This window comes from Halomonas sp. BN3-1 (assembly GCF_003056325.1).
Classification (GTDB): domain Bacteria; phylum Pseudomonadota; class Gammaproteobacteria; order Pseudomonadales; family Halomonadaceae; genus Halomonas; species Halomonas litopenaei.
In genome coordinates this window covers 138,254-155,746 of record NZ_PYVV01000010.1, presented here as the reverse complement: position 1 = coordinate 155,746, position 17,493 = coordinate 138,254, and the positions used below count along the sequence as shown (strand labels likewise).

Sequence of the window (17,493 nt, the reverse complement as noted above, 5' to 3'; positions counted from 1 at the left end):
ATGCCTCGGGGCTGCCCCCATCCCCTTAGGTTTCACCCGCTAAGTTTGAGGAACGTCTGCGATGCAGCAGAACGCCGAACAGACTATGAGTCTGCCCCTTTTGCCACTGCGTGACGTGGTGGTATACCCGCAGATGGTCATCCCCTTGTTTGTCGGCAGAGAGAAGTCGATTCAAGCGCTGGAAGCCGCCATGGCGGATGACAAGCGGGTCTTGCTGGTCGCCCAGCGTGAGGCGAGCAAGGATGATCCCGATGACGAGGATCTGTTCGCCATCGGCACGGTAGCCGAGATCATGCAGCTGCTGAAACTCCCGGACGGTACCGTCAAGGTACTGATCGAGGGGGAGTCTCGCGCCGATATCGGTGAGATCTCGGTAGCCGAAGAGGGTTACTCCACGGCCCAGGTGATACTGCGTTCCAGCGAGCCGCTGAGCGAGCGTGAGCAGGAGTCGTTGGTGCGGGTGCTGCTCAACCAGTTCGAGCAGTACGTCAAGATGTCGAAGAAGGTGCCCAACGAGGTACTGAATTCGCTGTCCGGGATCGAGGATCCCAGCCGCCTGGTGGATACGATCTGTGCCCATCTGTCGCTGAAGATCGGCGACAAGCAGGAATTGCTCGAGATGGATCGGGTCCGCGATCGTATCGAGCACCTGATGGCGCTGATCGAAGCCGAGATCGACCTGCTGCAGGTAGAGAAGCGCATTCGCTCCAGGGTCAAGGACCAGATGGAGAAGTCCCAGCGCGAGTACTACCTCAACGAGCAGATGAAGGCCATCCAGAAGGAGATGGGCGAGCTCGAGAACGCGCCAAACGAGGCAGACAAGTACGAGCAGGCCATCAAGGACTCCGGGATGCCCAAGGAGGCCGCCGACAAGGCCAACCAGGAGCTCGGCAAGTTGCGCATGATGTCACCTTCCTCGGCGGAGGCGACGGTGGTGCGCTCTTACCTCGACTGGCTGGTGTCGGTACCGTGGAAAAAACGTACCCGGGTCAAGCACGATCTGATCAATGCCCAGAAGGTGCTCGACGAGGACCACTATGGACTGGATGAGGTCAAGGAGCGCATCCTCGAGTATCTGGCCGTGCACAAGCGGGTCAAGAAGCTCAAGGGGCCGGTGCTGTGTCTGGTGGGGCCTCCCGGCGTCGGCAAGACCTCGCTGGGCAAGTCCATCGCCCGGGCGACCAATCGCAAGTATGTGCGTCTGGCCCTCGGCGGCGTGCGTGATGAATCGGAAATCCGTGGGCATCGCCGGACCTATATCGGCTCTCTGCCCGGAAAGCCGATCCAGCGCATGGCCAAGGCGGGGGTGAAGAACCCGTTGTTCCTGCTTGACGAGGTCGACAAGGTCGGCATGGATCATCGTGGAGATCCTGCGTCTGCGCTGCTTGAGGTGCTGGACCCCGAACAGAACAACACCTTCAGTGACCACTACCTGGAGCTGGACTACGATCTGTCGGAAACCCTGTTCATCTGTACCGCCAACTCGATGAATATTCCGGGGCCGCTGCTGGACCGCATGGAGGTGATACGCCTCCCGGGGTACACCGAGGATGAGAAGCTGGCCATCGCCACGCGCTATCTGGTGCCCAAGCAGCTGGCCGCCAACGGCTTCAAGGAAGATGAGCTGAGCTTTGGTGAGGATGCGCTGCTGGAGCTGATTCGCTACTACACCCGCGAAGCCGGCGTTCGCGAGCTCGAGCGGCAGATTGCCAAGGTCAGTCGCAAGGTGTTGCGTGAGCGGCTCGAGAAGGAGGGCAAGGAAGGCGCCCTTGGCTCACAGACGCTGGCGGCCGAGGATATCGAAGCCTACGCTGGCGTGCGGCGTTACAGCTACGGTCTGGCCGACCAGCAGGACCAGGTCGGTCGTGTGACCGGACTCGCCTGGACCTCGGTGGGAGGTGAGTTGCTCAATATCGAGTCGGTGGTGACGCCTGGCAAGGGGCGTCTCAACAAGACCGGTTCACTGGGTGACGTCATGAAGGAGTCGGTGAGTGCCGCCCAGACGGTGGTGCGGGCCCGCGCCGAGGCCCTGGGGATCGATCCCGAGCGGTTCGAGAAGGAAGACCTGCATATCCACGTGCCGGAGGGAGCCACCCCCAAGGACGGCCCCAGCGCGGGTATCGCCATGGTGACCGCCATGGTCTCGGCATTCTGCAACCGTCCTGTGCGTTGCGACGTCGCGATGACCGGTGAAGTCAACCTGAGAGGCGAAGTCATGCCGATCGGTGGGCTCAAGGAGAAATTGCTGGCGGCCAGGCGCGGTGGTATAAAGACGGTGCTAATACCCGAGGAGAACCGTCGCGATCTCAAGGAGGTCCCTGAAAATATCAAGGATGCTCTGACGATCCATCCGGTTCGCTGGATTGATGAAGTGCTCGAGCTCGCTCTGTCACAAAAGGTGGATCAAAAAACCGACGATTCACTGTCGACAGAGTCGTCTGCGACACACTCAATGGTCAGCACACACTAGTGACGTTTTTTCCATGATCTTGGGTGTAGAATGCCGAGTTCATGCGGATTGGCAAGGAAGGTTGCTTGACAGGTCTTTTGCAGCATTGCTATAAATTATCGCCATGCTGCGATCGAGCCTGTCGGCAAGAAGTATCGCCGTTTCGAATTTTTTTCTGTAATAGTCAAGGGGTGAAGTGTGAACAAGTCCGAGCTGATTGATGCCATTGCCGCGTCTGCCGATATTCCGAAGGCCGCCGCTTCTCGCGCGCTGGATGCTATGGTGGAATCCGTGACCGAGAGCCTGAAGCAGGGCGACAGCGTTTCACTGGTTGGCTTTGGTACCTTCTCCGTCAAGGAGCGCGCTGCACGTACCGGCCGCAACCCGCAGACCGGTCAGCCGATCGAAATCAGTGCCGCCAAGGTGCCGAGCTTCAAGGCCGGCAAGGCTCTGAAGGATTCCGTCAACTAAGACGCGTGGTCTCGGCGGCACGTCGAGCATCGTCACGTTGACACGAGTCTGGCGGCCACCGCCTACGCCGGACTCGCCAAGGGCGCATCGCTATCGCGGTGCGCCTTTTTCATGAGTTTGGGGGAGGTCGCGCCAGGCCCTCGGGTGCGTATACTGGTGCGCGACGAATCCCCATCCTTTCGCAGAGGCATGCATGCTGCAGAGTATTCGCGACCGATCCCAGAGCTGGATCGCAAAGATCATCATTGGTGCCGTGATCGTCACCATGGCACTGTTTGGCGTGGAGTCGTTGATTGGTCTATTCGGACAATCCGGCGATGAGGTCGCCACGGTCAATGGTGAGCCCATCAATCGCCAGCAGGTCGAACTGAATGTCCAGCGCGCCATGCGCTCCAACCAGGTGCCAGCCGACCAGGAGCGCGCGCTTCGCGGCGAAGTGCTTGAAGGCTTGATCAGTGACCGCTTGATGATCGATTACGCCAAGAACGGCGGACTAGCGGTTTCGGACAATCAACTCGACCAGTTGATCGTCAGTCGCCCGGAGTTTCAGAATGCCGATGGCCAGTTCGACCAGGAGCTCTTCCGCAGCCGTCTTTCCAGTGTCGGCTATACGCCATTGTCCTTCCGCGAGCAGCTTAGTCGTGACGTCATGCGCGGCCACATCCAGCAAGGCCTGATCGCCAGCGACTTCACCTTGCCAGGCGAACGCGAGCGGCTTGCCGAGTTGCAGCGCCAGACGCGTAGTTTCCGCTACCACCGACTGACCGAGGCGGACCTTGAGGCGCCTGTCGAGGTGTCTCAGGCGGAAATGACAGCCTACTACAACGAGCATCAGCAGGAATTCCTGCGGCCGGAGCAGGTCAAACTCGGTTACATCGTGCTCGATCAGGAGGCCATGGCCGCCGATATCGAGGTGAGCGAGGAGGACCTGCGCGAAGCCTGGGAAGCCCAGGCGGAGAACGCCGATCGTCAGATATCACATATCATGGTGACCTTCGGCGACGAGCGCAGCAGAGACGAGGCCGAGGCCCGTATCGACGCCATCAAGGCGCGACTGGCCGATGGCGACGCGTTCGACGATCTGGCGGCCGAGTTCTCCGATGACACATCCACCAGCGACGATGGTGGCGATCTTGGGGTGATCACCCGGGGTATCTTCGGCGAGGCCTTTGAAGAGGCCGCCTTTGCCCTCGACGAGGGCCAGGTCTCCGAGGCGGTCGAGACCGACAACGGACTGCACCTGATCAAGGTGACCGAGATCGATCGTGCGGACTTTGCCTCCGAGCGTGACCGTCTGCGTGATCAGCTTGCTCAGGCACAGGTGCGTGACGCCTTCAATGACAAGGCCCAGCAGTTGATCGACGAGAGCTTCGCTGCCGACGATCTTCAGAGTGTGGCTGACGACCTTGGACTCGAGCGTCAGACCAGTGATTGGGTCGGTCGTGAAGGCGCTGAAGGCGTACTGGCCGAACCTGGCGTGATGGATCAGGCCTTCAGCGATGAGGTGCTTGGAGAGGGCTTCAACAGCGAGGTCATCGAGCTGGATGGTTCACGGCGTCTGGTGCTGCGGGTACTCGATCACCGCGACGCGGCGACGCTCCCACTGGAGCAGGTGAAGGACCAGGTCGAAGCGGCGGTGCGTCAAGCCAAGACCCGCGACGCCTTGATCGAGCTTGCTGAAGAGCGAGTGTCGCAGCTGCAGGGGGGCCAGTCTCTGGACATCGATTGGCAGCGTGCTGACAACATCAGCCGTCAGGACGCGCCCAGCGTACCCGATGCAGTGCTGACCACCGCGTTCAAGCTGCCGCATCCTGAAGAGGGCCAGGTGGTTTACGGCCGGGCGGTCGATGGCGCCGATGTCAGTCTAATTGCCCTGGAGAGCATTGGCCAGGGTGAGGGTAACCAGCAGATGGAGCAGTTTGTCGCCAGCATGGCCGAGCGGCTGCGTGCCCAGGCGGTGCTGGATGGCCTGTTGACCCATCTACGCGATACCGGCGAGATCGAGCGTTACTAGCCAACTCGTCTAGCCAGCGCGGAGAGGGGCCGCACGCGTGTCGCGGTCCCCCTGCTGTCGAAAAGGAGCGCCATCTGGCGCTCCTTTTCGTTGGCGCCGGCCTGTGAAGTCCTGTTGGAACGATTGTTGGAGCGATGTTTCGGGTATTGCGTGCCTGCTCGATGGTTCTTTTTATACCGTTATCTTTGCGTTCTAGTGAAGCACATACGGCGTTCAGGGTATAGCGTCGCACAAGGCCTCTGCATAGGCTGTTTATATTTATACCGTTATCTTGTTGGTCGTCATCTGCTGCCAATCTTCTAGCCCGGAGCCAAGAACCGTCATGCAACCACTGGCCAGCATCCCCACCCATGTCATCACCGGATTTCTCGGCAGCGGCAAGAGCCAGTTGATCCGCCATTGGATCGATCGCAAACCCGTTGGTGAGCGGTGGGCAATCCTGATCAATGAATTTGGTCAGGTGGGCATCGACCAAGCGATAGTCGGGGAGCGCGACGACGTAACCGTGCAGGGGGTGCCAGGAGGGTGTCTCTGTTGTCAGGTGGCGACGGTCTTCCGCTCGGTGCTGGTGCAGTTGCTGCGCCGCGAACGGCCAGATCGATTGCTGATCGAGCCCTCCGGGCTCGGCCACCCGGCCGGCCTGCTGGAGGTGCTGGGGGGCGGCGATCTTGCCCAGGTGCTGGATCTCCGCCAGGTCATCACTGTGCTCGATGCACGCCGTCTCGATGATCCCAGAGTCACGAACCACTCTACCTTTGTCGATCAGTTGGCAGTGGCCGAGGGATGGGTGCTGTCCATGCAGGACCTGCTCGAGGACGAGCATCGCCAAGGGGTCGAGCGATGGCGCCAGGAGAGTGGCTTGGCACCATCCTGGATGGTCGAAAGCGGCGCGAAAGGGTTGCCGATCAGGCATCTGCTCGACTCCCCGGCGCGAGGCCGTCAGAACGCTCGTCGCGATGCTCAGAGTCTGCTGCTGCGTCGGCCTTCGCTGCATGCCGAAGCATTCGACTCTCCGCCTAGTACGTCGGAGGCCCCGGCGCCCATCGCCGGTGGAGCAGCAAGACAGAACGGTCACGGCCTGGGCTATCGCTCCGCCAGCTGGCATTGGCACCGCGAGGAGTGTTTCGATCTCGCAGCGCTGGAGCAGTGGTGGAAGCAACTGCCATCTGGCGTGCGGGTGAAAGGGGTCATGCGAACCGGCCGGGGCTGGCGTACCTTCCCGCTTCCGTCCGTTCCCGGCAACGAGGCTCAGGCGTCCTGGCGCAAGGATTCGCGGCTCGAGATGATCTGGCCAGAGGATATGGAACTCGATATCGATGGCCTGGAGCAGGCGCTGGAGCGGTGTCGACGTCGGCCGTCGGGAGAGGAGGGGCCGGACGCCTGAGCGTCCGGCGTGTCATCGGCGCCCGAAGGCCCGGGGCGGGCAGGGCGTCGATAAAGGCTGCGTCAGAAGGAAAAGCGGTTGAGTGATGGGGCCTCGCCGTCTTCGATGCGCACCTCCCAGCCCTGATCGTGGGCCCAGTCGCCGACCACGATACGTTGCGCCGACACGGGCTCGCCCTGAGGGCTGGTAAGGCTCAAGTCATGCACGGCGGGACGATGGGTATGACCGTGAATCAGCCTGCTAACCCCGTGGGTCTGCATCACGTCGACGACTTCCTCGGGGGTGACGTCCATGATGTCAGCGGCTTTGGTGCTGTTGGCCTCGCCGGACTGCTGACGCAGCTGGCTGGCCAAGGCCAGACGCTCCGGGATCGGCATGGCAAGGACTCCTGCCTGCCACTGCGGGTCACGGGCCTTGGCGCGAAACGCCATGTAGGCTTCATCGCTGGTGCACAGGCTGTCTCCGTGCATCACCAGGGTAGGCTCACCGCCAAGGTCAAGTCGTTGTGGTTCGTCGAGCAGGGTGGCGCCGGCCCGCTGGGCGAAGCTTTCGCCCAGCAGGAAGTCCCGGTTGCCGTGCATCAGGAAAAGTCGCATGCCGGCGTCGCTGGCAGCCTTGAGGCGTTCGGCCACCTGGCAGGCCAGTGCCGCGTGGCCAGACGGATCCGCGGCGCCGAGGTCCATCAGGTCATCGCCGATCCAGGCGTCGAAGATGTCACCGATCAGGTAAAGATCGGTGCCTTCGGCGGTGTTGCGCTCGAGGTAGTCGAAGAATCCCTGGGTGATCTGCGGCGCCTCGGGATGCAGGTGCAGGTCAGCGATCAACAGAGTGGTCATGGTGTTCATGGTCTCCTGAACGCAGCACGCCCGCAGCGCGGGCGTGCTCGGTGGAAAGACAGGAGGATCAGGCGTCGTCCTTGACGTAGGCGCGCTGGATGATCACGTCCTCGGCAGGCACGTCGGCGTGCATGCCGCGTCGGGTGGTGGCCACGTCCTTGATCCGGTTGACCACGTCCATGCCGTCGACCACACGACCGAAGACACAGTAGCCCCAGCCCTGCATGTTCTTGCCGGTATGATTGAGGAAGTCGTTGTCGGCCACATTGATGAAGAACTGGGCGGTGGCGGAGTGAGGGTCCTGGGTCCGCGCCATGGCCAGGGTGCCGGTGGCGTTCTTGAGGCCGTTGTCCGCTTCGTTCTCGATAGGGTCACGAGTGGGCTTCTGCTCGAAGTTGCTGTCGAACCCGCCGCCCTGGACCATGAAGCCGTCGATCACGCGATGGAAAAGGGTGCCATCGTAGAAGCCATCGCGGACGTACTGCTCGAAGTTGGCCGCGGTCTTTGGCGCCTCTTCATGGTTGAGTTCGATCGAGATGTCGCCAAAATTGGTCTGCAGAATGATCATGGAGTGGTCCTGTAGCGTTTACAGCGCCTCTTGGCGCCTTTCTCGTTCTCGGCCCGGCTTGGCGCCGGGCCCTGGCGTGACGCTATAATAGCCGTTTTGCTTCGCAGCGCGAAGCCGGGGGCGGATCTGTGCCCTTCAAAGCCCTTACTTCACCAGAGGTTGATTCATCAACATGACCACCGAGACCAGCAACGCGCCGAATTTCATTCGCAATCAGATTCGCGAGGAAATCGAGGCCGGACGGTCACAGAAGATCGTGACGCGATTCCCCCCCGAGCCGAATGGCTTTTTGCACATCGGGCACGCCAAGTCGATCTGTCTCAACTTCGGACTCGCGGAGCAGTTCGGTGGTGACTGCCATCTTCGCTTCGATGACACCAATCCCGCCAAGGAAGAGCAGGCCTACATCGACGCCATCAAGGAAGACGTGCACTGGCTGGGCTTCCAGTGGGCGGGCGACATTCGTTTCGCCTCCGACTACTTCGACCAGCTCTACGCCTGGGCGCAGCATCTGGTGAAGGAAGGCAAGGCCTATGTCGATGATCTGTCTCCGGACGAGATTCGCGAATACCGCGGTACCCTGACCGAAGCCGGTCGCCCCAGTCCCTACCGCGACCGCAGCGCAGAGGAGAACCTCGATCTGCTCGAGCGCATGCGCCAGGGGGAATTTGCCGAAGGCGAAAAGGTGCTGCGCGCGAAGATCGACATGGCCTCGCCCAACATCAACCTGCGCGACCCGATCCTGTATCGCATTCGGCATGCCAGCCACCACCAGACCGGCGACAAGTGGAAGATCTATCCGTCCTACGACTTCACCCACGGGCAGTCTGACGCCATCGAAGGGATTACCCACTCGGTCTGCACCCTGGAGTTCGAGGACCACAGGCCGCTCTACGAATGGTTTCTCGAGCAGCTGCCGGTGCCGGCCAAGCCCCGGCAGATCGAGTTTGCGCGCCTGAATCTGAACTATACCCTGACCTCCAAGCGCAAGCTCAAGCTGCTGGTCGACAACGGCATCGTCGATGGCTGGGATGATCCGCGCATGCCTACCATCTCCGGGATGCGTCGGCGCGGTTATACACCGGCGTCGATTCGCAAGTTCTGCGAGATGATCGGTGTGACCCGGGCCGACGGCGGTCTGGTGGACATTGCCATGTTGACCCATGCCATCCGCTCCGACCTCGAGGACAATGCACCTCGTGCCATGTGCGTGCTGAAGCCGCTCAAGGTGGTATTGACCAATGTCGACGCCGACCACGAAGAGGTCTACGAGGTGGCGGGACACCCGGCCCGTGACGACATGCCGGTGCGCCGTATCCCCTTTACCCGAGAGCTGTGGATCGACCGCGACGATTTCATGGAAGAGCCGCCGAAGAAGTTCTTCCGTCTGGCCCCGGGCAAGGAAGTTCGCCTGCGCAACAGCTACGTGATCCGTTGCGACGAGGTGATCAAGGACGAGGCGGGCGAGATCCAGGAGCTGCGCTGCAGTGTGGACTTCGACACCCTGGGCAAGAACCCGGAAGGGCGCAAGGTGAAAGGGGTCATCCACTGGGTCAGTGCCAGCCACGGGGTGCCGATCGAGGTGCGGCTCTACGACAATCTGTTCCTGGTCGAGCAGCCGGACAAGGACAAGGACGCCGATTTCCTCGAGCACCTGAACCCCGAGTCGCTGGTGACCGTCCAGGGTGTCGGCGAGCCGAGCCTGGCCGATGCCGGTAGCGAGGATCGCTACCAGTTCGAGCGTGTCGGCTACTTCTGTGCCGACCGCTACGCCAGCCGCCCCGATCACCTGGTGTTCAATCGCACGGTCGGTCTCAAGGACACCTGGGCCAAGATGCAGAAGAAGGGCTGACATGCAGATCTACAACACGCTGAGCCGCACCAAGGAAGAGTTCACGCCCATCGAGCCGGGCAAGGTACGCATGTACGTCTGTGGCATGACGGTGTATGACTTCTGCCACCTGGGACATGCCCGGGTCATGGTCGCCTTCGATGTCATCAGCCGCTATCTGCGCCATCGTGGCTATGACGTCACCTACGTGCGCAACATCACCGATATCGACGACAAGATCCTGCGTCGCGCCGAAGAGAACGGCGAGAGCATCGGTGAACTGACCGAGCGCATGATCGACGCCATGCACGAGGATGAAGGTCGGCTGTTTGTCCAGCGTCCGGACCAGGAGCCCAGGGCCACCGGCCACGTGGCCGAGATCATCGCCATGATCGAGGTGCTGATCGCCAAGGGCTTTGCCTACGCGCCGGGTAACGGCGATGTCTACTATCGCGTGCGCAAGTTCGAAGGCTACGGCAAGCTCAATAATCGTAACCTCGACGATATGCGCTCCGGCGCCCGCGTCGAGGTCGACGAGCACAAGGAAGATCCGCTGGACTTCGTGCTGTGGAAGGGCGCCAAGCCGGGTGAGGCCAGCTGGGCCTCTCCCTGGGGCGAGGGGCGTCCGGGTTGGCATATCGAATGTTCGGCAATGTCCACCTGCTGCCTGGGCAACACCTTCGACATCCACGGTGGAGGTCCGGACCTGACCTTCCCGCACCACGAGAACGAGATCGCCCAGAGCGAGGCGGCCACAGGCGAGCGCTACGTCAATACCTGGATGCACGCCGGAGCGGTGCGGGTCGACAGCGAAAAGATGTCGAAGTCCCTGGGCAACTTCTTCACCATTCGCGAGGTGCTGGAGCACCACGATCCAGAGGTGGTGCGGTATCTGCTGGTGGCAAGCCACTATCGCAGTGCCATCAACTACGCCCCGGAGGCGCTTGGCGAGGCACGCAAGTCACTCGAGCGCTTCTACACCGCGCTTGATGGCGTCGCGCTGCCGGCGGAAATCGAAGTGGGGCCGGGCGACTACGCCGCCCGCTTCAGCGCCGCCATGGACGATGACTTCAACACGCCGGAGGCCCTGTCGGTGCTGTTCGAACTGGTACGCGAGCTCAATCGTGCGCGCAAGGAAGGCAGCGATGACGTTCCTGCCCTGGCGCTCGAGCTCAAGCGTCTGGGCAGTATCCTGGGCTTGTTGACCCAGGAGCCGGCCGCCTTCCTCAAGGGTGGTTCGGTAGCGCTGTCCGAAGACGAGATCAATGCGCGTATCGCGGCGCGGGCGGAGGCCAAGAAGGCCAGGCAGTTCGCCGAAGCGGACCGCATCCGCGACGAGCTCGCCGCCCTGGGGATCGTGCTCAAGGACTCCCGCGAAGGTACCACCTGGGTGGTCGACAAGGGCTGAGTTCAGCCCGTAGTCGCCTGTCGCTTGTGCACCGCACGGGGCGGCAGGGGGACCTGTCGGGGCCAGTCGTCGCCGACCACGAAGATGCGCCGTCCGCATGCCGCGGGCGGCGCATTTTTCATGTCCTGGGTGGCAGGCTCATCGGCATCCTGGCCAAGGACCCATGAGCCATCCAGCGGCGGGTCCAGTGCCTCTCGCTCGAAGCGCAGGGGGTCCTCGGTCAGCATCACCTGTACCGGTGTCGCATAGGTGGCGAAATGTGCCGCCAGCGCCCGTGTCAGGTCGTCACGGCTGCTCCAGTGTCGCGGTTGTGGCGGGGCCAGCCAATGGGGTTTCGCCAGGCAGGTACCGAAGCGCATGTTCTCGAACTGTCGGCACAGGGCCGACCAGTCGCGCCAGTGACACCAGAGCCCCTGTAGCGCCGAATCCGGCACGCCGCGGGGTAGCGCCATGGGACAGTGCCAGGGTTGAAACAACACCCCGGGCATCGCCAGGTGGGCCTCGATTCCGTGTTGCAGTGACGCCAGGGGAGCCTCTTTGATCGTGTTGGCGGGGCTGTCATTCAGGCCCAGAAGCAAAAGCTCTCGGGCGCGCTGGCTCTGCAGCAGGGGCAGTTGATGATGCAACAGATGGCTGACCTTCAGCGCCAGGCTGTCCAGCCCCCCGGGGCCTATCCAGCGACAGGTATCGCCCGAGTCCCCCGGACCGCAGGGGAGGCCGAGAAAGAACTTGATCGCCACTTCCAGGTGTTGAAGGCGCCCATCGGCGTTGCGGTAGAGCAGGTCCAGTTCGCCCAGGGTCCGCTTTTCTTCTCGAATAGGCACATTGTGAGCCAGCAACTCGGTAGCCGGTGCCGTAGAGAGCAAAAATTGCCAAAGAAACTCGTGATATTGTCCAAGCCGGGTGGTGGCGGTGCGCCCCACCATCGCCTCAAGTGCGCTCGGGTCGGCGTCGATGGCCGCCAGATAGGCGTGTCGGTGCTCCGGCTCGCCCAGCCCGAGCTGGGTCAGACTCGGACGCCCGGGCCAGTCGGTGTCGATCAGGTCGGGAGCCGTCATCAGCCATGCCAGATCACGCACCATGGGATGGTTGGGTACTGCGCCGAGCTGGACGGCGGTGGTTGCGCCTTGGCATGAGGTCATGATGGACTCACGTTGGTGAAACGTTCAGCAGGCTTGGCCTTGCCTCCTTATACTCAGCATACACACACAAGGAATTGGGTGAGATATATGAAACGTCCCCTGGTGTTAGCCGTGATGGTCGCCTCTGCCCTGGCGGGGCAGGTTCAAGCACAGGACCCGCTGGTGGTGTCCTCCAAGATCGATACCGAGGGCTCCGTGCTGGGTCAGATGATCCTGCAGCGCCTGGAAGCGGCAGGGCTCGAGGTCGAGGATCGGCTTCAGCTTGGCGGCACCAGCATCGTGCGCGAGGCCTTGATCAACGGCGAGATCGATATCTATCCGGAATACACCGGCAACGGTGCCTTCTTCCACGACATGACCGACAGCCCGGTGTGGCATGACGCGGACAAGGCCTATGAAACGGTGAAGAGCAAGGACGCCGAGCAGGGGCTGGTATGGCTCGAGCCGGCCTCGGCCAACAATACCTACGCCATCAGCGTGCGCGGAGATGTCGCCCGTGACAACGGGCTCGAGACCCTCGAGGACATGGCTGACTTCATCAACCAGGGGGGCGAATACAAGCTCGCGGCCAGTACCGATTTCGTCGAGTCCGCCTTTGCCTTGCCGGCGTTCGAGGAGGCTTACGGCTTCTCTCTGGACGATGACGACCTGCTGGTACTCTCCGGGGGCAACACCGCCGCGACCATGCGCGCCGCGGCCCAGCAGACCAGCGGCGTGAATTCTGCGATGACCTACGGCACCGATGGTGGCCTGCAGGCGCTGGACCTCACCGTGATGACCGACACCAAGGGTGTTCAGCCGGTCTATCAGCCGGCTCCCGTCGTGCGCAAGGAGGTGCTCGAGGCTCACCCCGAGATCGAAGAGGCTCTGGCGCCGGTGTTCCAGTCGCTGGATCTGGAGACCCTGCAGCGTCTCAACGGTGACGTGGCGGTGAACGGTCTGGACCCGGCGAAGGTGGCCGCCGACTACCTGTCGACTCTCGAGGACTGAGCCATCGGTCTCTTGAGTGCAGTGAACGGTGAGCGCGGCAATACGGTATTGCTGACTCTGATGCTGGTGGGGCTCGGTGCCTGGTGGGCCTTGCCTGTGGTCAGCGTCGCACCGAATCGTATTGTGCCCGGCGAGGCTCTCTACGCCTGGGAGGTGGCCGGGCCCGCCATGGCGCTGCTGGCCAGCCTGCCCATGGGCCTTGCGGCATTGTCGGCGCGTAGCGCTGACCCCGGCTGGCGCTCGCTTGGGCTGGTGCTGCTGGCTCTGGCAGGCTTGCCGCTGTGGCTGGTGTTGGCGGTGCACCAGCTTATCGATCCTGAGCTGCCCCAGGCGCGGCTCGGGATCGGTTCAGGCATCTGGTGTGCGCTGTTTGTGCTGATGTTGGCGCTTTTGGACCTGCGGACTCGACAGCGGCTGTCGACCGGGGTGTCCTGGCTCTTGATGCTGACTCCGCTGGCGCTGCTCGCCGTCTGCCTGCCGCTGGGGCTGAATCGTCTGGCGTTGTGGCAGGAGTACCAGGGCCGTGCCGATGACTTCTGGCTGGCCATCGGCGAGCACCTGCTGCTGGTCACTACCACCGTCGGCGTCAGTCTGGTCCTCGGCGCCGGCATCGCGCTGCTGATGCGGCGCTATCCCGGAGCGCAACGGGGCGCCTTCGCGGTACTCAATTTCCTGCAGACGATCCCCAGTCTGGCCTTGTTCGGCTTGTTGCTCGGACCGCTGGCCTGGCTTGCCAATCGCTACCCCTGGCTCGATTCGCTTGGCATCAGCGGCATCGGTTGGGCGCCGGCGCTATTGGCCCTGGTGGCCTACAGCCTGTTGCCGATGGTCAGAAACACCTTTGTTGCCCTGGAGGGCGTTTCCCCCGGTGTGATCGAGGCGGCGCGCGGCATGGGCATGAGTCGGTTGCAGATCTTCTTTCAGGTGCGCCTGCCACTGGCGGTGCCGGTACTGCTGGAAGGGGTTCGCATCACCACGGTGCAGGCCATCGGCCTGACCGCGGTGGCGGCCCTGATCGGCGCCGGTGGGCTCGGGCGTTTCATCTTTCAAGGGCTGGGTCAGGCCGCCATGGATCTGGTGCTGTTGGGGGCCTTGCCCATTCTGGTGATGGCAATACTCGCCGATGCGGTACTCGGCAACCTGTCGAGGCGACTGGGGAGAGGAGAGGCCGCATGATCGAATTGATCAATATCAGCAAGCGTTTCGGGTCGACCACTGCGGTGGACAGCATTTCGCTGAAGGTGGAGAGCGGGGAGTTCTGCTGCCTGGTGGGGACCTCCGGCTGCGGCAAGTCCACCACCCTGAGGATGATCAACCGGCTGATCGAACACAGCGATGGCGAGATCCATATCGACCAGCAGCCCATTCGCAGCTTCAGGGAAGAGACGCTGAGGCGCCGGATCGGCTACGCCATCCAGAGCACCGGTCTGTTCCCCCACTGGACCGTGGCGCGCAACATCGGCCTGGTGCCGCGACTGCTCAAGTGGCCAAAGGCCAGGATCGACGCACGGGTCGAGGAGCTGATGGCCTTGCTGGGGCTGTCGATGGACGAATTTGCCGGCAAGTACCCCGACCAGTTGTCCGGGGGGCAGGCGCAGCGGGTCGGGGTCGCCCGCGCCCTGGCGGCGGACCCGGATATCCTCCTGATGGACGAGCCGTTTGGCGCCCTGGACCCGATCACCCGCGAGAGCCTGCAACTGGAGCTGCGTGATCTTCAGGCGCGGCTGGGCAAGACCATCGTATTCGTGACCCACGACATGGACGAGGCCCTGACCCTGGCTGACCGGCTGGTGGTGATGCACGAAGGGCAGATCATGCAGCAGGGGCATCCATTGAGCGTGCTGAGAGACCCCGCCAACGATTTCGTCGCCTCGTTGCTGGGGGGCGAGGATCGCGGCCTCAAGGAGGCAGCGCTACTGCCGGTCAGCGAGCGCATGATGCCTCTGGGCACCGGTGGCGTGGCGCGCGAGCGGATCGACCAGGGCGCCTCGCTCAGGGAGGCGCTGTCGGTGATGCTATGGCGCCGGGTCGAGCGCCTGGCGGTGGTCGATGACGATGATATTCCGATCGGCGAACTGAGCTTTCGTCGGCTGGTGGGAGCCCGGGGCCATGACTGAGCACTGGGCCAGCCGCTGGCGGGTTCCTGTCATCTGGGGGCTGTTGCTGCTGGCGGGTTGTCTGTTGATGGGGCAGCTGGAAGCGCTGTTTCGCTGGGTCGAGCCCGATAGCCGTGACGTGATCTTCTCGCGGGTGGACTTTCTGGTGTTGTTGGGACGCCATCTGCTGGTGGTCAGCGTTGCCGCCGTGCTGGCTACCTTGATCGGGGTGGGCGGCGCCATCGCCGTCACCCGTCCGGGAGGACGCGATTTTCTGCCGCTGGTCGCCCAGGTGGCATCGCTGGGACAGACGTTTCCTCCGGTGGCGGTACTGGCGCTGGCGGTGCCGGTGCTGGGTTTCGGCACCCTGCCCATCGTGGTGGCATTGCTGCTCTATGGTCTGCTGCCCATCGTGCGTAACACTCTCGCCGGGATCGAGGGTATCGATCCCTCGGTGCGGGAGGCCGCCCGTGGCATGGGCATGACCAGTGGCCAGATCCTGCGCCAGGTGGAATTGCCGCTGGCGGCACCGGTGATCCTGGCCGGTATTCGCACCTCGGTGACGATCAACATCGCCACCGCCGCCCTGGGTGCTACCGTTGGTTCAAGCAACCTGGGCGACCCGATCATCTCCGGTATCGTCAATGGCAACACCGCCTACATCGTCCAGGGCGCGGTGCTGATTGCACTGCTGGCGCTGACGGTGGACAGCGTGTTCGCGCGCCTGGCTCCTGCTCGCCGGGCCTGATGGCGTCGACCGGGTCTGAACACCGAGACCTGGTCCGCTTTCCCTTTCCTGATCCCCGTATCCGCGAAGCCCCCGTGCAGAGAGGGGGGGCTTCGTGGTGGCCTGCGTCTCTCCCACCAGCCAGTCTCCCCGTCACGGTGGCCCGGTTCGGGCGTCTCATGGTGCTCGCCGCAAAGCGGTCCATCGAGGCAATTCGAGACGAATTTTCGACCAAAGTCGCGGCTAGGCAGGCGTCTCAGTTTACGTTAACGTCAAGCCAGTGCGTTGGTCCCGCCACGGGCAATCCCCTGGCAAGGGGCGGGAATAAAGACAACACTGCCCTCAAAAGGGGCAAAGGAACAGCACGATGACGATGACCGCACAGACCCACCGCCCGGACTTTCTGTCCGGCGACGAATACAGCATTCCTACCTATGCGGTGCTATCCCAGGACGGCACCCTCCATGACGGCGCCGAAGGGCCGGATCTCGAGCGCGACAAGGCGCTGAGAATCTACCACGCCATGGTGGCCACCCGGGTGCTGGACGAGCGCATGATGGCGGCGCAGCGTCAGGGACGCCTGAGCTTCTACATGCAGTGCACCGGCGAGGAAGCGGCGGTCATCGGCAGCGCCGCCGCCCTGGACGACGCCGACATGATCATGGCTCAGTACCGAGAGCAGGGCGCCTTGGCCTATCGCGGCTTCAGCTTCGACGAGTTCATGAACCAGCTGTTCGGCAATGAACTTGACTACGGCAAGGGCCGGCAGATGCCGATCCACTACGGGTCGCGCAAGCTGCACTACATGACCATTTCATCGCCGCTGGCGACACAGATTCCCCAGGCCACGGGCTATGCCTATGGCCAGAAGCTGGCGGGAGAGGGCCTCTGCACCATCGTCTACTTTGGCGAGGGCGCTGCCTCCGAGGGTGACTTCCATGCGGCGCTCAACATGGCGGCGGTACACGAAGCGCCGGTGATCTTCTTCTGTCGCAACAATGGCTATGCCATTTCCACGCCGTCGGTGGAGCAGTTTGCCGCGGATGGCGTGGCGCCCAGGGCGCTGGGATATCGCATGCACGTGATCCGCGTCGACGGCAACGACGTGCTGGCGGTCTACCGGGCCACCGAAAAGGCGCGGCGTCTGGCGGTGGAGGAGAACAAGCCCGTACTGATCGAGGCCATGACCTACCGTCTGGCGGCCCACAGCTCTTCCGATGACCCCTCGGGCTATCGTTCGCGCAAGGAAGAGGACGCCTGGCGGGCCAAGGACCCGATCCGGCGCATGCAGCTGTGGCTCGAGGCCCAGGGCTGGTGGAGCGAAGACGAGGAAAAGGCGTTGCAGGACGAACTGCGTCGCGAGGTGCTGGGAACCATGAAACGGGCCGAGAAGCGCCCACCTCCGGCGATCGATACCATGGTCACCGACGTCTATGCCGACGTGACGCCTGCGCTGCAGCATCAGCTCGATGCTCTCAAGCAGCATGTTCGTCGATACCCGGAGGCCTATCCGCGTGGTGCCAGGTCGCTGGACCCGGCGTTGAGCCATCGCGATGCCGACCAGGGAGGGGACTGAG

At 62.9% G+C, this 17,493-nt stretch carries 14 protein-coding genes; 11 read left to right on the top strand and 3 right to left on the bottom strand.

The window, feature by feature from the left end:
- Window positions 1-61: 61 nt before the first annotated feature.
- The 4 genes from lon to C9F12_RS14920 all read left to right on the top strand — a co-directional run bounded on the left by lon (window position 62) and on the right by C9F12_RS14920 (window position 6,318).
- The gene (gene lon, locus C9F12_RS14935; protein ID WP_045993750.1) at window positions 62-2,470 is read left to right on the top strand and encodes an endopeptidase La; all 2,409 of its coding nucleotides are present in this window, start codon (window positions 62-64) and stop codon (window positions 2,468-2,470) included.
- A 177-nt stretch (window positions 2,471-2,647) separates the two neighbouring features.
- Window positions 2,648-2,920 (top strand): nucleoid-associated protein HU-beta, encoded by a 273-nt coding sequence (hupB, locus tag C9F12_RS14930; RefSeq protein WP_045993749.1) that lies wholly within the window; start codon window positions 2,648-2,650, stop codon window positions 2,918-2,920.
- Window positions 2,921-3,113: 193 nt separating this feature from the next.
- On the top strand, window positions 3,114-4,934 hold the full coding sequence (locus tag C9F12_RS14925) for a SurA N-terminal domain-containing protein (RefSeq protein ID WP_108449402.1): 1,821 nt from the start codon (window positions 3,114-3,116) through the stop codon (window positions 4,932-4,934).
- A gap of 322 nt (window positions 4,935-5,256) precedes the next feature.
- The gene (locus C9F12_RS14920; protein ID WP_108449401.1) at window positions 5,257-6,318 is read left to right on the top strand and encodes a GTP-binding protein; all 1,062 of its coding nucleotides are present in this window, start codon (window positions 5,257-5,259) and stop codon (window positions 6,316-6,318) included.
- 62 nt (window positions 6,319-6,380) lie between these two features.
- On the opposite strand, the gene C9F12_RS14915 is transcribed toward C9F12_RS14920, so the two are convergent.
- The gene (locus C9F12_RS14915) at window positions 6,381-7,163 is read right to left on the bottom strand and encodes a UDP-2,3-diacylglucosamine diphosphatase (protein ID WP_345840315.1); all 783 of its coding nucleotides are present in this window, start codon (window positions 7,161-7,163) and stop codon (window positions 6,381-6,383) included.
- Between the two features lie 58 nt (window positions 7,164-7,221).
- Window positions 7,222-7,722 carry a peptidylprolyl isomerase gene (locus tag C9F12_RS14910; RefSeq protein WP_045993746.1) on the bottom strand — a complete coding sequence of 167 codons (501 nt, stop codon included), beginning with the start codon at window positions 7,720-7,722 and terminating at the stop codon, window positions 7,222-7,224.
- A gap of 172 nt (window positions 7,723-7,894) precedes the next feature.
- Here C9F12_RS14910 and C9F12_RS14905 point away from each other — a divergent pair, with 172 nt between their 5' ends.
- Window positions 7,895-9,574 (top strand): glutamine--tRNA ligase/YqeY domain fusion protein, encoded by a 1,680-nt coding sequence (locus tag C9F12_RS14905; RefSeq protein WP_108449400.1) that lies wholly within the window; start codon window positions 7,895-7,897, stop codon window positions 9,572-9,574.
- 1 nt (window position 9,575) lies between these two features.
- On the top strand, window positions 9,576-10,961 hold the full coding sequence (gene cysS, locus C9F12_RS14900) for a cysteine--tRNA ligase (RefSeq protein WP_108449399.1): 1,386 nt from the start codon (window positions 9,576-9,578) through the stop codon (window positions 10,959-10,961).
- Between the two features lie 2 nt (window positions 10,962-10,963).
- Here the strand turns inward: cysS and C9F12_RS14895 are convergent, their stop codons facing one another.
- Window positions 10,964-12,103, bottom strand: coding sequence for a DUF1853 family protein (locus tag C9F12_RS14895; RefSeq protein ID WP_108449398.1), 1,140 nt, complete (start codon window positions 12,101-12,103; stop codon window positions 10,964-10,966).
- 87 nt (window positions 12,104-12,190) lie between these two features.
- Here C9F12_RS14895 and C9F12_RS14890 point away from each other — a divergent pair, with 87 nt between their 5' ends.
- The 5 genes from C9F12_RS14890 to C9F12_RS14870 all read left to right on the top strand — a co-directional run bounded on the left by C9F12_RS14890 (window position 12,191) and on the right by C9F12_RS14870 (window position 17,492).
- Window positions 12,191-13,093 carry an ABC transporter substrate-binding protein gene (locus tag C9F12_RS14890; protein ID WP_045993742.1) on the top strand — a complete coding sequence of 301 codons (903 nt, stop codon included), beginning with the start codon at window positions 12,191-12,193 and terminating at the stop codon, window positions 13,091-13,093.
- Between the two features lie 21 nt (window positions 13,094-13,114).
- On the top strand, window positions 13,115-14,269 hold the full coding sequence (locus C9F12_RS14885) for an ABC transporter permease (protein ID WP_345840317.1): 1,155 nt from the start codon (window positions 13,115-13,117) through the stop codon (window positions 14,267-14,269).
- The gene (locus C9F12_RS14880; RefSeq protein WP_045993740.1) at window positions 14,266-15,210 is read left to right on the top strand and encodes an ABC transporter ATP-binding protein; all 945 of its coding nucleotides are present in this window, start codon (window positions 14,266-14,268) and stop codon (window positions 15,208-15,210) included. Before C9F12_RS14885 ends, C9F12_RS14880 begins: the two co-directional genes overlap by 4 nt.
- The gene (locus tag C9F12_RS14875) at window positions 15,203-15,937 is read left to right on the top strand and encodes an ABC transporter permease (RefSeq protein WP_045993739.1); all 735 of its coding nucleotides are present in this window, start codon (window positions 15,203-15,205) and stop codon (window positions 15,935-15,937) included. The genes C9F12_RS14880 and C9F12_RS14875 overlap by 8 nt, the downstream gene beginning before the upstream one ends.
- 352 nt (window positions 15,938-16,289) lie before the next feature.
- Window positions 16,290-17,492 (top strand): thiamine pyrophosphate-dependent dehydrogenase E1 component subunit alpha, encoded by a 1,203-nt coding sequence (locus C9F12_RS14870; RefSeq protein WP_108449428.1) that lies wholly within the window; start codon window positions 16,290-16,292, stop codon window positions 17,490-17,492.
- Window position 17,493: the final 1 nt, after the last annotated feature.

Bases quoted from the DNA above. Each gene is read 5' to 3' on its own strand.
- lon (WP_045993750.1), top strand. From the start codon at position 62: ATGCAGCAGAACGCCGAACAGACTATGAGTCTGCCCCTTTTGCCACTG.
- C9F12_RS14925 (WP_108449402.1), top strand. From the start codon at position 3,114: ATGCTGCAGAGTATTCGCGACCGATCCCAGAGCTGGATCGCAAAGATC.
- C9F12_RS14920 (WP_108449401.1), top strand. From the start codon at position 5,257: ATGCAACCACTGGCCAGCATCCCCACCCATGTCATCACCGGATTTCTC.
- C9F12_RS14915 (WP_345840315.1), bottom strand. From the start codon at position 7,163: ATGAACACCATGACCACTCTGTTGATCGCTGACCTGCACCTGCATCCC.
- C9F12_RS14910 (WP_045993746.1), bottom strand. From the start codon at position 7,722: ATGATCATTCTGCAGACCAATTTTGGCGACATCTCGATCGAACTCAAC.
- C9F12_RS14905 (WP_108449400.1), top strand. From the start codon at position 7,895: ATGACCACCGAGACCAGCAACGCGCCGAATTTCATTCGCAATCAGATT.
- cysS (WP_108449399.1), top strand. From the start codon at position 9,576: ATGCAGATCTACAACACGCTGAGCCGCACCAAGGAAGAGTTCACGCCC.
- C9F12_RS14895 (WP_108449398.1), bottom strand. From the start codon at position 12,103: ATGACCTCATGCCAAGGCGCAACCACCGCCGTCCAGCTCGGCGCAGTA.
- C9F12_RS14890 (WP_045993742.1), top strand. From the start codon at position 12,191: ATGAAACGTCCCCTGGTGTTAGCCGTGATGGTCGCCTCTGCCCTGGCG.
- C9F12_RS14880 (WP_045993740.1), top strand. From the start codon at position 14,266: ATGATCGAATTGATCAATATCAGCAAGCGTTTCGGGTCGACCACTGCG.
- C9F12_RS14875 (WP_045993739.1), top strand. From the start codon at position 15,203: ATGACTGAGCACTGGGCCAGCCGCTGGCGGGTTCCTGTCATCTGGGGG.
- C9F12_RS14870 (WP_108449428.1), top strand. From the start codon at position 16,290: ATGACCGCACAGACCCACCGCCCGGACTTTCTGTCCGGCGACGAATAC.